The 14272-nt window shown below is 40.4% G+C and carries 13 protein-coding genes, 1 other RNA gene and 1 riboswitch; of the genes, 1 reads left to right on the forward strand and 13 read right to left on the reverse strand.

The window, feature by feature from the left end; genetic code table 11:
• Positions 1 to 34: 34 nt before the first annotated feature.
• Complete coding sequence (locus tag NSQ17_RS10255; protein ID WP_342467405.1) at positions 35 to 544, reverse strand: isoprenylcysteine carboxylmethyltransferase family protein; 510 nt, start codon at positions 542 to 544, stop codon at positions 35 to 37.
• Entirely contained in the window at positions 544 to 1641 is a 1098-nt protein-coding gene (locus NSQ17_RS10260) for a 3-oxoacyl-[acyl-carrier-protein] synthase III C-terminal domain-containing protein (RefSeq protein WP_338703394.1), read from the reverse strand. The genes NSQ17_RS10255 and NSQ17_RS10260 overlap by 1 nt, the downstream gene beginning before the upstream one ends.
• A gap of 818 nt (positions 1642 to 2459) precedes the next feature.
• Here NSQ17_RS10260 and NSQ17_RS10265 point away from each other — a divergent pair.
• Positions 2460 to 3314, forward strand: a complete 855-nt coding sequence (locus tag NSQ17_RS10265; RefSeq protein ID WP_342467406.1) for a polysaccharide deacetylase family protein — start codon at positions 2460 to 2462, stop codon at positions 3312 to 3314.
• Positions 3315 to 3379: 65 nt separating this feature from the next.
• On the opposite strand, the gene pbuX is transcribed toward NSQ17_RS10265, so the two are convergent.
• From pbuX to NSQ17_RS10320, 11 genes are all read right to left on the reverse strand, one after another.
• Positions 3380 to 4699 (reverse strand): xanthine permease PbuX, encoded by a 1320-nt coding sequence (gene pbuX / locus NSQ17_RS10270; protein WP_160757572.1) that lies wholly within the window; start codon positions 4697 to 4699, stop codon positions 3380 to 3382.
• Entirely contained in the window at positions 4696 to 5280 is a 585-nt protein-coding gene (gene xpt / locus NSQ17_RS10275) for a xanthine phosphoribosyltransferase (protein WP_268382755.1), read from the reverse strand. Before xpt ends, pbuX begins: the two co-directional genes overlap by 4 nt.
• Positions 5281 to 5398: 118 nt before the next feature.
• Positions 5399 to 5498: riboswitch (purine riboswitch) on the reverse strand.
• A gap of 341 nt (positions 5499 to 5839) precedes the next feature.
• Positions 5840 to 7345 (reverse strand): carboxypeptidase M32, encoded by a 1506-nt coding sequence (locus NSQ17_RS10280; RefSeq protein ID WP_160757571.1) that lies wholly within the window; start codon positions 7343 to 7345, stop codon positions 5840 to 5842.
• A 127-nt stretch (positions 7346 to 7472) separates the two neighbouring features.
• Positions 7473 to 9410, reverse strand: a complete 1938-nt coding sequence (locus NSQ17_RS10285) for an ATP-dependent DNA helicase (RefSeq protein ID WP_342467407.1) — start codon at positions 9408 to 9410, stop codon at positions 7473 to 7475.
• A gap of 75 nt (positions 9411 to 9485) precedes the next feature.
• Positions 9486 to 9683 carry a hypothetical protein gene (locus NSQ17_RS10290; RefSeq protein ID WP_342467408.1) on the reverse strand — a complete coding sequence of 66 codons (198 nt, stop codon included), beginning with the start codon at positions 9681 to 9683 and terminating at the stop codon, positions 9486 to 9488.
• A gap of 106 nt (positions 9684 to 9789) precedes the next feature.
• A complete protein-coding gene (locus NSQ17_RS10295; RefSeq protein ID WP_039165648.1) occupies positions 9790 to 10944 on the reverse strand; it encodes a class I SAM-dependent RNA methyltransferase in 1155 nt (384 codons plus the stop codon).
• A 108-nt stretch (positions 10945 to 11052) separates the two neighbouring features.
• Positions 11053 to 11434: RNase P RNA component class B (gene rnpB, locus NSQ17_RS10300), an RNA gene on the reverse strand.
• Between the two features lie 60 nt (positions 11435 to 11494).
• Positions 11495 to 11800 carry a cell division regulator GpsB gene (gpsB, locus tag NSQ17_RS10305; protein ID WP_008344631.1) on the reverse strand — a complete coding sequence of 102 codons (306 nt, stop codon included), beginning with the start codon at positions 11798 to 11800 and terminating at the stop codon, positions 11495 to 11497.
• Between the two features lie 75 nt (positions 11801 to 11875).
• Positions 11876 to 12418, reverse strand: a complete 543-nt coding sequence (locus tag NSQ17_RS10310) for a DUF1273 domain-containing protein (protein WP_202394241.1) — start codon at positions 12416 to 12418, stop codon at positions 11876 to 11878.
• Positions 12419 to 12467: 49 nt separating this feature from the next.
• Positions 12468 to 12704, reverse strand: coding sequence for a spore coat protein CotD (gene cotD / locus NSQ17_RS10315; protein WP_072368252.1), 237 nt, complete (start codon positions 12702 to 12704; stop codon positions 12468 to 12470).
• Between the two features lie 314 nt (positions 12705 to 13018).
• Complete coding sequence (locus tag NSQ17_RS10320; RefSeq protein WP_342467409.1) at positions 13019 to 14266, reverse strand: ribonuclease H-like domain-containing protein; 1248 nt, start codon at positions 14264 to 14266, stop codon at positions 13019 to 13021.
• Positions 14267 to 14272: the final 6 nt, after the last annotated feature.

Here is a 14272-nt window from a genome sequence, read left to right on the forward strand (position 1 = left end):
GAAAGTGTAGCACAATTGATAATGATTTTCAATATTAATTTAGTAAATACTGATTCAGTGCTTTTTCTTCTGTTTGAATTCTGACCATCATCATCCATCCATTTAAACACGTAAACAAAATGGCAGTAATAAATGCGTTAAATAGCAGCGGAATGAACATCAGTTCAATCGCCACCACCACATAGTTAGGATGCTTTAACCAGCGATACGGCCCCTTTTTCACAATCATCGCATTTGGAACGACTAAGATTTTTGTATTCCAAAACGTCCCAAGTGAACATAGTGCCCAGTACCGAATCACCTGGGTAGCAAGCAGAAACACAAGCAGCAATAGGAAAAAACAAGACGGTTGACGATGCAGCAACCATGTCTCTCCAATAAGCGAGAGGAAAAAAGCTGCATGCATAGCGACCATATAAGGATAATGGCTTGCACCAAATTCAATTGCTCCAATCGCCTTCACCTTCTTTTCATTTCTTTTCGCCACAAGCACTTCAATGAGGCGCTGACAAATGAAAATGCCAATCACTATCCAGAAAACCATCACGAGAGCCCCTCCCATTTCATGAGCAATAATTCTGACGAAAAGCCTGGACCAAGTGCTCCGCAAAGCCCCACCTGTCCTGCATCTAGTGACTGATGTTCAAGAAAATGCTTCATGACATATAAAACGGTGGCAGAGGACATGTTTCCATGCTGTTTCAGAACCTCTTTTGAAGAAAATAGCTGATGCTCTTGTAAAGATAAGCTTTCAAGATAGGCATCAATCACTTTTTTTCCTCCAGGGTGAGCAAGAAAAACGGATACATCCTCTGTTGAAAACCCTAGCTGATGTAAAAATTGATCCACTTGCTCTTTTAACCACCCAGAAATGATGGATGGAATGTCACGTGAGAAGATGACCCGAAATCCGTCGGCGGTAAAATCCCATCCCATCACATCCTCAGAATCTTTCATGGTCACTGACTGCGTGCCAAGCACTTTAGGTACTGTTTTTAACCGCATATACTTAGAGGCAGCCTTTTCTCCAGTTAAAAGAACGGCCGCAGTCCCATCACCGAACAGCGAGGTTCCAATTAAATTGCTTTTTGATTGATCTTGCGGCTGAAAAGTGAGGCTGCAAAGCTCGCAGGCAACAACGAGCACTTTCGCTTCTGGATACGCCCTGATGTATTCATAAGCTCGAGATAAGCCTGCCGCCCCGCCCCCGCATCCTAACCCCCAAATTGGCACTCGTTTCGTATAAGGAGAAAATGGAAGAACATTCATCAGCTTTGCATCAAGACTTGGTGTTGATAACCCTGTACTGGAGATGAAAAACAAAGCATCAATCTCATCAAAAGGAACTGGCATTGTAAGGAACGCTGTTTCATGCAGACAGTGAAAAACGGCTTCTTTCGCATGTGCCAATGCTTTTTCGATATAGAGGTTGTTTTTCTCTTCAAAAGAGTGATGTTCTTGATACCAATCAATAGGCTGTACAAACTGCCTGCTCTCTATTTCGCCATTATTAAAAGCTTTTAATAGCCGATCAATATCTTTAAACGATCGTTTAAATTGAGACCTTGCAAATTGAGCAGCTGCTTGCTGATCCACATGATGTTTTGGCAGACTGGTTCCAACTGAAAGAATGTATGCCATCGGCTTCACCTCTTTTTTCGGTTAATATCCCCAATCAAAAAAAGGATATACATGCCAAAACGACACAATTCAGTCAAAATATTTTCCTCCGTCTAACTTTTTGTCTTGACGACAATTGATAAATATTGGATAATATAGGTGAAAACATGATGTAGTTTTCCTCCTTCACAGGTTCGTTCCAAGCCAAGCGAACCTGCTTTTTTTATGCAATTTTAATAGAGTTATTTAACATAGCTTTATGCAAAAAAACACCTCTCAAATGAGAAGTGCAGACCGTAGACAAACCCCACCTTTACTTCAAGTAAAAGTGCTGTATGAAAGGAATAAGCAAATGACTTTTCACGTTCACCTTTTACATAGTAGCCAATCTCTGATTCAGTTGTACTGACTTTGCTTTCTTTTGTTTCTTCTTTATTTTGTAGGGTAAGAGCTTTTCTCTATGTATTTCGCGTTTGATAGCCTCTATCTCCAATATCCACATGAGCATCCTTTTTTCAATGAAATCGTCATTTTACAACACTTTCATACGGAATCTCCTTTCACTTCGCATTAATGGTTAAATCTGTTGCTATCTTAGCGTACTTATACCAACGTTTCGATCATTATTCAGAATTATTTCATTTAAAAATGAATGGATCACCTTTTTTCTGATCAACACAAATAAATAACCATAAAATTCTAATTTATTTGATAACTATATATAAAAAGGTGTTTTTTTCCTGTATACTTAATCAATATGAACACCATGAAAAACAGTGAAAAAAGACAGAATCTACTACATGATTCGGCACAAAATTTAATTGACTGGAGTGATTGTCATGAAAAAGGTGTCCAAAAAACAGACACCCTACAGCACGATATTTCTCTCGAAGATAATTGGTTTAGTGCTTCTTACACTGTTTCTCGTTTTTATCTGGGATATGTCTAAACCCCATTTGCAGGCGACAAATGGGCAAGCAAAAATTGTTACTAGCAGTGACTTCCGAGACACAAGTATCAGTCTGAAAGCAAAAGATCATTCTACAAGAACATTGGATCAACAATTTAGGACCAATCCAAACCAACAGACAACGAATAAAACGGTCTTTTTAACATTTGATGATGGCCCTTCTGCTACATCAAATCAGCTGTTAAATGTCTTAAAAGCACATCAAGTGAAGGCGACATTCTTCATGCTTGGACCGCAAATCCAAGCTCACCAAGCAGCGGTGAAAAGACTTTATCAAGAAGGACATCAATTAGGGCTTCATGGCATGACGCATGATATAAACCGCTTTTACCAGAACAGTGAGTCTCCCGCAAATGAAATGAAAGAAGCTCAGCTCATTCTTGCTTCTGTTACAGGCGTTTACACCCGTCTTGTGAGAACACCTTATGGCAGTGTTCCAAATTTAACATATGATCAAAAAGTACGTTTAAACCAAAATGGCTTTATTTACTGGGATTGGACGATTGATAGCCTTGACTGGAGATATAAAAACTCACAATATGTTCAAGAGGTATTGAATCAACTGCAAATGTTTGAGAAAAATAAACCATGGGAACCAAAAGTTATTTTAATGCATGATCAACCCTCTACCACGAACTATTTAGATAACCTGATTACACAACTAAAAGCAAGGGGCTATACTTTTGCAGTCATTAACGAAACAATGCCGCCGGTACAACATTAATGGCACTAATCACAACAAGCCCGTATCCAAAGGATGCGGGCTTTCAGCTCTCCAAAGAGAAGTGTTTACATAACAGATTGCTTAGGTTCTTCCATTAGCTCCTGCTCTGTTTCTTTTTTAAAAGGAAGCATGTGATAAATAATATGAAGCAAAATAGCGGTAAAGCTTCCGGCGACAATTCCGTTACTTGTTAACAATTTAATCGATTCTGGCAAATGATCAAACATTTGCGGTACCACCGTCACTCCGAGCCCGATGCCAACTGAGCATGCGACAATGAGTAAGTTTTCCTGTTTGGCAAAATCGACGCGTGAGAGCATTTTAATCCCGTACGCAATGACCATGCCAAACATGGCGACCATTGCACCGCCTAGAACGGATTTAGGAATAATCGTTGTAAATGCCGCGATTTTAGGAAAAAGGCCAAATACCATTAATAATACACCTGTCACCACAATGACCTGATTTTTCTTCACACCTGTTAATTGGATCAATCCAACGTTTTGAGAGTAAGCTGTGTATGGAAAAGCGTTGAAGATACCGCCTAATAAGACGGCAATTCCCTCTGCACGATATCCCTTTGCTAAATCCTTCTCTTTTAATGAACGATTCGTTAAATCTCCGAGCGCAAAGTATACACCCGTTGATTCGACTAATGACACAATGGCCACTAATGTCATTGTCATGATTGGTGCAAATTCAAAAGTAGGCAACCCAAAGTAAAAAGGCTCAATGATGCGGAAAACTTGTGCATTCGCCACTTCTGCCGTCTCCACCTTCCCTAAGAAAGCAGCAACTGCTGTCCCAAGTAGAATGCCGATTAAGATAGCAATGGCCTTCATGAATCCCTTTGTAAATCGGTAGAGAAGGACAATAATAAACAACACTAGAAAAGCAAGTCCAAGATTCTCAAAAGAACCATAGTCTGCACTTCCTTCACCACCTGCCATATTGTTCATGGCTACCGGAATTAAGGTAATTCCAATGATCGTGACGACGGAACCTGTGACAACGGGCGGGAAGAATTTCACAAGCTTCCCAAAGAAAAATGAAAGAGCAATGACAATACACCCTGCGGCGATAATACTTCCATATATAGACGAAATTCCATATTTAGAGCCAATCGCAATCATAGGAGAGACCGCAGTAAATGTACAGCCTAGTACAACAGGCAAACCGATGCCAAAAAAGCGGTTTTTCCATACTTGAAGCAGTGTGGCGGCACCGCACATGAAAATATCTGCCGAAATTAAGTACGTCAGCTGGGCTGGCGTGAGCCCAAGCGCATCTCCAACAATGAGCGGGACAAGAACCGCACCTGCATACATCGCCAGTACATGCTGTATCCCTAGCGAAAGGGTTTTGGCTTTTTTAGTGGCACTCATGATTGTACCTCGCGTACAAACGTGACTTTTCCTTCCTCAAGCGATTCGATACGTGCGAGTGACTCGACTCTATAGCCCATTTGCACAAGCTCTTTTCTTCCAGGCTGGAATGATTTCTCGATAACAATTCCAAAACCAGCTACTTTTGCTTTCGCTTGCTTTGCGATTGCAGCTAGTCCCTTAGCGGCTTCTCCATTTGCTAAAAAGTCGTCGATGATTAACACACAATCATCCTCACTAAGGTGCGTGTTAGAGACGGCGATCGTACTTTCTACTTTTTTGGTAAAAGAATACACACTTGCTGTCAAAAGGTTATCCGTTAAAGTCAGTGATTGCCGCTTTCGGGCAAAAACAACTGGCACATGAAGGGCAAGTCCAGCCATGACAGCAGGTGCAATACCAGAAGATTCGATTGTGATAATTTTAGTAATTCCATCATTCTTAAATAATCTAGCAAACTCTTGACCGATCTCATGCATTAACACAGGGTCAATTTGATGATTTAAAAAAGCATCTACCTTTAGCACTTGATTTGACAGAACGATTCCTTCGTTCTCGATCTTTTGACGTAACAATTCCATCATTCTTCCTCCCAGCATATTAGCAACTTTCATTTTTTTGCATAAAAAAAGCATTGCTGTCCATTAAGGAGCAAGCAATGCGAAAACGATCCACGGGATCTTCAGCTCATACAAAAGCTGTTTCATTTTGCTCACTCATAGTCGGACGGTATCGGTGTCCGGTAGAAACTTGCGTGCCTTCATCACGCGATTATATGAGTGTTTCATAGTGTTCAAATTATAACAAGATTTCAGACGCTTGGAAAGCACTTTTCTAGAAAAATACCGAACTTAAATAATCATTAAGCTTTAAACGTTCGTTTTTAGAATATTCAAGCAGCAAAAAAGCACCCTTCTGATTAAAGGGTTCCTCAGATTGTTGACAAAGGGCTAAAATGAACTTTATTTTAGCCCTTTGTCTTCTTTTCAGCGTGATAGAAAACCTTTGCAGTCTAGGAAGGGCGAGCACCGGAGCAGAGCGAATTTAACATTCGTGAGCACCGGCGCGCAGACCCTGACAACGAATGCGAGGGTTTGTCTACACGCTGAAGCACCCTTCTGATCAAAGGGTGCCTTTCATTTATGATAAATATAGTTTCGTGTACTTATCTGTTAAATAATCAATTAAGTATTGAACATTTAATTCTTCACCAGTTGCGTCTTGAATGATCTCAGATGGCTTTTTCCGTTTTCCATGCTTGTGGACATGTTCAGTTAGCCATTCTTTTATCGGTGCAAAAGACCCATTTTGAATCAGTTCATCAAAATTCGGTAAATCTTTGATCATTTGCTGCTTTAATTGCGCCGCATACATATAACCAAGTGCATATGAAGGGAAATAACCAAAACTACCATCTGACCAGTGAACATCCTGCAAAATACCAAGCGCATCGTTAGGCGGCGTAATGCCAAGATATGCTTTATATTTTTCATTCCATAACGCTGGCAAGTCTTCAACGGCTACTTCTTCATTGAAAATGGCTTTTTCAATTTCATAGCGAATAATAATATGAAGCGGATACGTGAGTTCATCTGCTTCAATTCGAATGTAAGTCGGCTTCGATTCATTCACCGCATGCACAAATTCTTCTAAAGTGACATCTTTAAATTGTTCAGGAGATGCCTCTTGCAGCTTTTGATAATACGTTTTCCAGAAATCTTCATGTCTGCCGATAAAATTCTCAAAGAAAAGAGACTGTGATTCATGAATACCCATTGATGTGCCGTCACATAAGAGCGTTCCGCTCAGTGCCTCATCAATATTTTGTTCATAAATGGCGTGGCCGCATTCGTGAATGGTGCCAAAGATCGCCATTCGAAAATCGTGCTCATCATAACGCGTCGTCACACGTACATCCCCTCTGCTTAATGTCACAGCAAATGGATGAACCGTTGTATCAAGTCGTCCTGCGTCAAAGTCATACCCTAACTCTTTTAAGAAAAAGAGACTCAGCTCTTTTTGTTTGTCGATCGGGAAGCTTTTCGATAAAAACGAAGTATCCGGTTTATTTGGCGAAGCTTCAATTTTTTTCACGAGAGGAACGATGGCGTCTCGAAGTGCACCGAATTTTTGATCGAGTTGTTCAACCGTCATATCCGGCTCGTAATTATTGAGCAGCACATCATATGGTGTTTTTTTCACGCCCCAGTACTGAATGAAACGCTTGTTAAAATCAATCAGCTGTTTTAAATAGGGTGCAAAGAGTGAAAAATCTGATTTCTCCCTTGCTTCTACCCAAACATGCTCTGCTTTTGATTGTAGAATGGAGTATTCTTTAAATTCTTCTTTTGGAATTTTGCTGTTTTCATCATATTCTTTTTGCGATAATTCGAGTGCCTTCTGCGTGTCTTTTGACAGCTTTTCTTTCTCTTTATTTAATGCTTCAAGAAGATCTCTCATTTCATCAGAAGTCTTCATATTAAAGATATCGCTGGATAATTGACCGATGGTTTCTGCTCTGAAATCAGCGCTTTTTTTAGGCGCTTGTGTTCGAGAGTCCCAATAAAGTAAATGAAGCGCCTCTGTATAATGGGCGATTTTTCCTAGTAATTGATAAAACGCTTTCTCTTTTGATTCAAGACTCATGCGTTCGTTCCCCCAATCAATAAAATATGTATGTACGTTTCAAGGCTACTTCAATAAATGTTCTTTTGTCAATGAAAAAGGAGGATACGCTGATCGTATCCTCCTCTTATTGAATGGTTTTCTATCATTAAGAGATCACTGGCCTTACTGGAAGAACGGATTCAATTTTACTTTGCAGCTCAATATCTTTCTGACTGCCAAAGTAAATATGAATGCTGCCAGCATCTTGGCTTGTCCGAATCAGTCTCCCAATGCCCTGCCTTAGACGAAGCAACATGTACGGAAGATCCACTTCAGTAAATGCATCTTTCGCTTCATTCCGTTTTGCTTCAAATACTGGGTCATGCGGTGGATATGGAAGTCCCCAAATGACCACATTTGTTAGAGACTGTCCTGGAATATCCAGCCCTTCCCACAAGTGAACGGAACATAACACAGATGTTTCATCCGCTTGGAACTTTTGAACAATGGTACTGATCTCCTCGTCTCCTTCAAAATACACATGGAAAGGCAGTGATTCATTTGATGCTTCGAGCTGCTTTCTAAATACATGCAGTTCATCAAATGAAGGGAATAAAATAAGAGATCGACCGCCATTTTCTTTCACCTGAGATAGCACGTGCTGACCTTTTACAGCTGACTCTGTCATTGGCTGCTGAATTCCGTGGAAATACATTTGCATTTGCTCCTCATAATCATACGGCGAAGCCACACTCATGGATAAATAATCTTTGATCCCAAGGCTTTCAGCTAAATAATCAAATGATTGATTTTCAGACAACGTAGCAGATGAGAAAATATAAGGGATTTTTTGCGAAAATACCTTTTCACCGAGAACTTCTGCTACCGTTTTTGGCATGACGACAAAGGTGGTATCTAATTCCTGCTTCTCCAGCCAGCTAATGGCATTTTTCTGATAAAGCGACAAAGAATACGCCATCTGTTCAATGTACTCTTCCACAACAGACAATTCGTATTGATCAATTGTGTACATCTCTGATTCAAATACGAGCGCTTCTCCAATCTTCTCAAGCAAATCACATAATTCACTTGCTGAACGCTTTACCTCATCTACACGACCAATTTCAAGACGGTGTGATCCTTTGATTTCTTTGGCATTCGTTTTTAAGAGATAAAAGAACTGATCGTTTGTTGCAAGTGCATCTTCAACAAGCTCTGCAAACTCTTCACGAATATCATTTTGCAAAAGACGCTCCAAAAACGTCTCAAGTGTTGATTGTTTCACTCGGTATGTTAGCGCTTTTTGTGCTGCAAACTCAAGAAGATGCCCTTCATCAAATACAACAGAGCTATGCTCAGGAAGGAGCGGCAGCTGTCCTTCACGTTTACGTGACTCCTTTGTCCATACATGCTCCATGTAAAAGTCATGAGAACAAATGATGAGGTCTGTTGCTTTTCGGTAATGGTCTCTTGATAAATTCAAGCCACAGCGGTGCCGCATGTCGCACGTTAAGCAGTCCTGAAAAGAGTCATAACCAATTCTTGACCACTCATCATTTGTTAATTCTGGATACTCTTTTCGATCACCATACGGATAAAATGTCTGCATCCCATGAGATTCATGAACAAATGAAGGAAGCGATTCATAAATGTCGAGCCACTTCTCATCATCTTCACGTTGCATCGTTTTCTCTAGTTTCTTTAAGCATAAATATTGATCATGCGATTTACTTAATCTCGCATCTATTTGAATATCAAGGTGATTGGCAATTTTATAGATATCACCTTCTTGTTTGACCAGCTGTTCAATTAACGTTTCATCTGCACATGCAATGATCGCAGGTTTCCCTGTATATCTTGCATATGTGACCGCAAATAAAAGATAAACGATTGTTTTGCCTGTGCCTACCCCAGCTTCGGCAAACATCACACTTTTTTCTTTAAAGGCTCTTTCTAACTGAAAAGCCATGAATATTTGTTCATCTCGAAGATCAAAGCCCTTTTCTGGCAAAATGTCATAAAACACATCACCAATCCAGTTGCCCAGTTCTTTGTAAAAATTATGTTCTTTTGTTAATGAAAAAGGCAAACGAGATGCTGTCACCTGCTTCAACCCCCAACTTTTGAATCATTCAGACATTCAATAGTAACATTTATGCTGGGGTATGACAATCTTTTTTTAAGAGCGCAGGCGATGCTGGTAGCTTTCCTTCATTAAAAATGCGTGCTCTGAATGGTCTATGTAGTTTTGAGCCATTGCTAAGTTCTCGATGGCTGCCGTAAGTTTAACAGATTGTCCTGTTTTAATCCCTTCTATTTCTCGGGCTGTTGAAGCGAGTGCTTTTTGAATTAACTGAAATTGATCATAATGAATCATGAAGACACCTCTTTTTTTAAAATCAAGTTCAGTTTATTCCGTCCCGTCAAGACTTATACCTTTTTAGCATAAAAAAATCCACACCTTCTCGTGGTGTGGACATTTGTTACGATTCAGTTGTTTGCTTCCTAGGCCGGCGTTTTCCCCAGTATTGATAATAGTCTGTTTTAATAAATCCATTAAACAGTTTTCTCTTTTTCGTCGCTTTTCTTCCGAAACACTCTTCGAATTTTTCATGTGACGTTAAAATGTAAATGGACCACGTATCTAAGTTTTTCAATGCTTCGCCCATGCCTTGATACATTTTTTCCACAGCTGGCTTATCGCTGAGACGTTCACCGTAAGGCGGATTTCCGACAATCACACCATACTCATCTTTTGTTTGAAAGTCTTTCACTTGCATTTGCTTAAATTGAATCAGTTCACTAAGACCAGCTTCTTCTGCGTTCAGTTTCGCAATCTCTACCATACGATGATCAATATCGCTCGCGATAATGTGAAGCGGCTGATCATAATTCGCCTTTTCTTCTACTTCAAGGCGTGCTTTGTTCCAAACGTCCTCACCGATCCATTCCCATGATTCAGATGCGAACTCACGGTTAAATCCAGGGGCAATGTTTTGTCCAATCATCGCTGCTTCAATAGCAATTGTTCCTGATCCGCAAAAAGGATCGACAAACGGACGGTCAGGTGTCCAGTTCGTTAATAAGACAAGCGCCGCTGCAAGGGTTTCTTTAATCGGCGCGCCCCCTTGATCTGCACGGTATCCACGTTTATGAAGACCCACACCAGACGTATCAAGCGTCAGCAATACTTTATCTTTTAAAAGCGCTACCTCGATTTTGTATTCAGGGCCTGTCTCTTCTAGCCATTCAGACTGTATGTTGTAAGATGATCTAAGTTTTTGCGCGATAGCCTTTTTGACGATGCGCTGACAATCCGGCACACTGGCAAGCTGAGATTTAACAGATTTACCAATGACGGGAAATGTGCTATTTTTCGGTAAAAATGCGGCCCAGTCAATGGCTTTAGTCTGCTCAAAAAGCTCGTCGAATGTTCTAGCCGAAAATTCAGCAACTTGGACCTTGATCCGGTCTGCTGTACGCAGCCATAGATTCGCACGGCAAATGGCAAGTGCATCTCCTTGAAAAATGACTTTTCCGTTATCTACAGTGCACTCATACCCAAGGTCTCTTACTTCTTTTGCAACAATCGCTTCAATTCCCATTGGCGCTGTTGCGATGAGTGTATAGGTTTTCATTTGTTTATCACCTGTTTTCTCGTTCTTTTCTTAATCAAGATAAAAGCTCTCCATATGTAGAAATAGGAGAGCTTTGATTTCATCATGTTTATGATAACGGATATAACGTTCTGTAAGCCATGTTTTGTTCCATCGTACTGCAAACGGCAAAAACCTCGTACTCAGGTGGTAATCATCTATCTACAGAATTCTCTGTCCTTCTCTCCGTTTGGTTCCTTTGAGAAAGTTCCCCTACCAAGTTTGGGTTTCTCGCTCGAGGGGTTTACCGCGTTCCACTCTCACCATTTCTAGTGAGACTTCGTCACTGTGGCACTTTCAAGGATACTTTGCCATATCCTAAAAGGACGTAGGCATTTTTCCTGCCGTCAGCCTTTCCCAGGCTGCCCTGGCTTATTTTTTCGCCAGGCACGAACACTACGGGCATCTCAGCACCGTGCGAGCATGGACTTTCCTCTGCAATGTCAAAGCATTACAGCGATTACCCGAACGTTAATCAACATGCGTTATTATAAACGACAATGTCATCTGACACAAGCTTTTTTGGTATTACTCAATCATAAAGTTTGCTGCCGAAAACGTGTTTCTCAAGATTAGATAGTCTTTTTAAAATATCAAAGTTTGTTGTATTGGACTGTGCAGGCTGTCTTTTCCCTTGCTCAACCGCTTCTTCAAGCTGTTTTGACAAGTGAAGGTTTTCTTGTTGGAGTTTTTCAATTTCTTGATGGAATGTCTCATAGTCTTTAATGACCATATCTAGAAATTTATCGACTTCTTCTTGTTTATACCCTCGGACACCTGTTTTAAATTCTTTTTCTAAAATTTCTTTCGCAGAAAGCTTTACTTTATCAGCAAGCATCTTTTTCACCTCATATCGTGAATTCATAGTATATTTTTTCAGAAATACGTGACGTTGTCAAATTTTCTCTTGCTTTTAGTCAAAAAACGGATCTTCCGCCTCAACCTGTGCTCTTAAATCATCCATTGTGATATACATAATTGGGTAGTCGGTATAGGTTTCAGCTTCTTTGATCATATATTTTGGCGAGCCTTCGTGCTCGGGATCATATAAGACGAGAAGGCCGTCCGTTTTTTCAATAAAAAAGCGGTTCTTTTGTTTAAATTGTGCCGGACTTTCATACGGTCTATGCGTGACACTTTCTACAAAATCAGCTTGTGCAAGAACGCCTTCATACAGCTCTTTATTTTGTTCATTCCAGCGCTCTTCCTGTTCATAAAATGGTGTAATGACAGCAAGTTTTAAATCTGGAAACTCCTCTTGAAGCTCAAAGACCACTTCAGCTGTCCATATTTCTGCCCCTAACTGACCTGAAATGAGCACCCATTCCAGCCCGTCTTCAATGAGTGCCGTCAGCCTTTTCCGAAGTTCCGCTTTTATGTATTGAAGTGCAGGCTCGTCTTGTTTGAAGATCCCAAGCTCAAATGGCTTGTACCCTGTGACAGCAATAATTTTCATTTTTTCACCTGCTTTTAAAAAAAGGGACTTATAAAAGTCCCATTTCACTTTATCTGTTACAGCAAGGTCCACCGCAGTTAAAGTGTTGATGTGTTGCCGGGTCCACCTGAGAAAACGTATGCGGGAAGTAGTGAACATGTTGGAAATTTTGGTGATGAACATTTGTTACATGCTGCGGGTGGATGTGCGGCACAATTGTAGTTGACTCACTGTGCGTACAGCAGTGATTCGTTGGATGTACAATTGGCTGTGTAACATTTGGATTGCAATGATGATGATGGTACATGTAGCATTCCCCTCTCCTTGATTTTCTTACATTAATAATGTATGAATCAAGAGGTGTACATGTACTAATGCATTAACCTATTTTAAAAGTTTGCAAGAAAAACATCTTTATAGTTTGAAAACACAAACGCGACCAATATGACAACAAGAAAAAACAAGTAGAAAAGACCCTTATACATGCTCTACGCTCCTCATTCAATATCTAACGTTATTTTACAGGATTCGTGACTTTTCTACAATAAAAGTGCTAAACAATTTTTATTTTCGGCCGAGAGCCGAACGTTGTCTTTTTTTGCGCTTTCCCAGGCAATAATTTCATTGCCCAGCTTTTCTTAAGAGCCGCTTTTCTCGCTTGTCAAGTTCCACAATGTCTCGTTCACTTAAAGACGATTGTGATAACAATGTTTGGGTAATGGAAAGGGCTGCTTTTGGATCTTTTTGACGGTGTTCTTCATACTTTGCAAGCTCTACACCCGCTTTTAATCTTAAATGAACATCACTTGATTCAAATAGACGTCTCCATATGCATGCCGCTTTATCCCATTGTTTTAATCGCTTGTACTGTAACGATAGATCATAAGCTGCTTGATCCGCATGCTCAAACGCTGCTCCCGTTAATTCTTGCAGGTGCTTTGTTGCTTCCTGCACATCACGGTGAGCAAGATGCCACTTAGCTAATGCATATTTCTCATCGTCTTCCTTCACCGCATCTTTGGATAAGATTTTTTTAGACAAATGAATGTAGAGACTGATTAACGATAAGACATCAAGTTCATTGTGAGTCAAAATTCCTTCAATCAGTTTCGGGTTTTGTTCCTTTAAAAAGTGAAAATAGATCATTGGTGCGAGGAACCCCGGTGTATCTCCCTCTCGATTGACGTGCAGTTCCTCTTTTTCTACAACCGAAAGAGCCATACGCTCATATTTATGTTTCCACAATCTCCTTGACCCATGCAGAAGGTCAAAATGACCAAATTCAGGTAGAGCAGGTATTTGATCGCGTAATAATGTATGCCTCGTTTTGACTTGAGGCCAATCAAATGATTTTCCATTATATGTCACTAGCGATTCAACATCCACCTCACTAAGAAAGCTATTGTAAAGTGCCGCTTCATTTCCTGGATTCGTGAGCAAATGTTGTTTTACCACCACTTTATCTGAATAAACTCTCGCATGCCCAAGCAGAAAAATCATATTTCCCGTTCCGCCAGATAGTCCTGTTGTTTCTGTATCGAAGAAAAATAGCTCGTGAGGCTTGTAGCCTTTTGCAGAAAGAGAATGCTGAATCTCACTTTTGTTCCATGCACTCACCATCTCCGGCAGTTCTGCAAATGAATATCGCCCATGCTGATGGTCAAGTGGATAGGTCACTTCCCGAATGAGGCAGAAAGAGTCTTCAAAGTAGTAAGGAGCTGCACCTAATTCCCCCCACTCTTTTAGAAATGGTATGGTTTCAGCCGTCACAGTGTGCGTTTGTCCCTCTTTTACTGCCCCACGCTTTTCATCTGACTGATTGTGCGACAGGTGTTTTTTCATTCTGTTTAATTTTCCTTTTAATGACATGAGTAC

The organism is Bacillus sp. FSL W8-0629 (genome assembly GCF_038593225.1).
In the GTDB taxonomy this organism is placed as follows: Bacteria; Bacillota; Bacilli; order Bacillales; family Bacillaceae; genus Bacillus; species Bacillus altitudinis.

Excerpts from the sequence above, each read along its gene's own strand:
- NSQ17_RS10310 (WP_202394241.1), bottom strand. The coding sequence starts at position 12,418 with ATGAAAATTATTGCTGTCACAGGGTACAAGCCATTTGAGCTTGGGATC.
- NSQ17_RS10265 (WP_342467406.1), top strand. The coding sequence starts at position 2,460 with ATGAAAAAGGTGTCCAAAAAACAGACACCCTACAGCACGATATTTCTC.
- cotD (WP_072368252.1), bottom strand. The coding sequence starts at position 12,704 with ATGTACCATCATCATCATTGCAATCCAAATGTTACACAGCCAATTGTA.
- NSQ17_RS10295 (WP_039165648.1), bottom strand. The coding sequence starts at position 10,944 with ATGAAAACCTATACACTCATCGCAACAGCGCCAATGGGAATTGAAGCG.
- NSQ17_RS10290 (WP_342467408.1), bottom strand. The coding sequence starts at position 9,683 with ATGATTCATTATGATCAATTTCAGTTAATTCAAAAAGCACTCGCTTCA.
- xpt (WP_268382755.1), bottom strand. The coding sequence starts at position 5,280 with ATGGAATTGTTACGTCAAAAGATCGAGAACGAAGGAATCGTTCTGTCA.
- NSQ17_RS10320 (WP_342467409.1), bottom strand. The coding sequence starts at position 14,266 with ATGTCATTAAAAGGAAAATTAAACAGAATGAAAAAACACCTGTCGCAC.
- pbuX (WP_160757572.1), bottom strand. The coding sequence starts at position 4,699 with ATGAGTGCCACTAAAAAAGCCAAAACCCTTTCGCTAGGGATACAGCAT.
- NSQ17_RS10280 (WP_160757571.1), bottom strand. The coding sequence starts at position 7,345 with ATGAGTCTTGAATCAAAAGAGAAAGCGTTTTATCAATTACTAGGAAAA.
- gpsB (WP_008344631.1), bottom strand. The coding sequence starts at position 11,800 with ATGCTTGCTGATAAAGTAAAGCTTTCTGCGAAAGAAATTTTAGAAAAA.
- NSQ17_RS10255 (WP_342467405.1), bottom strand. The coding sequence starts at position 544 with ATGGTTTTCTGGATAGTGATTGGCATTTTCATTTGTCAGCGCCTCATT.
- NSQ17_RS10260 (WP_338703394.1), bottom strand. The coding sequence starts at position 1,641 with ATGGCATACATTCTTTCAGTTGGAACCAGTCTGCCAAAACATCATGTG.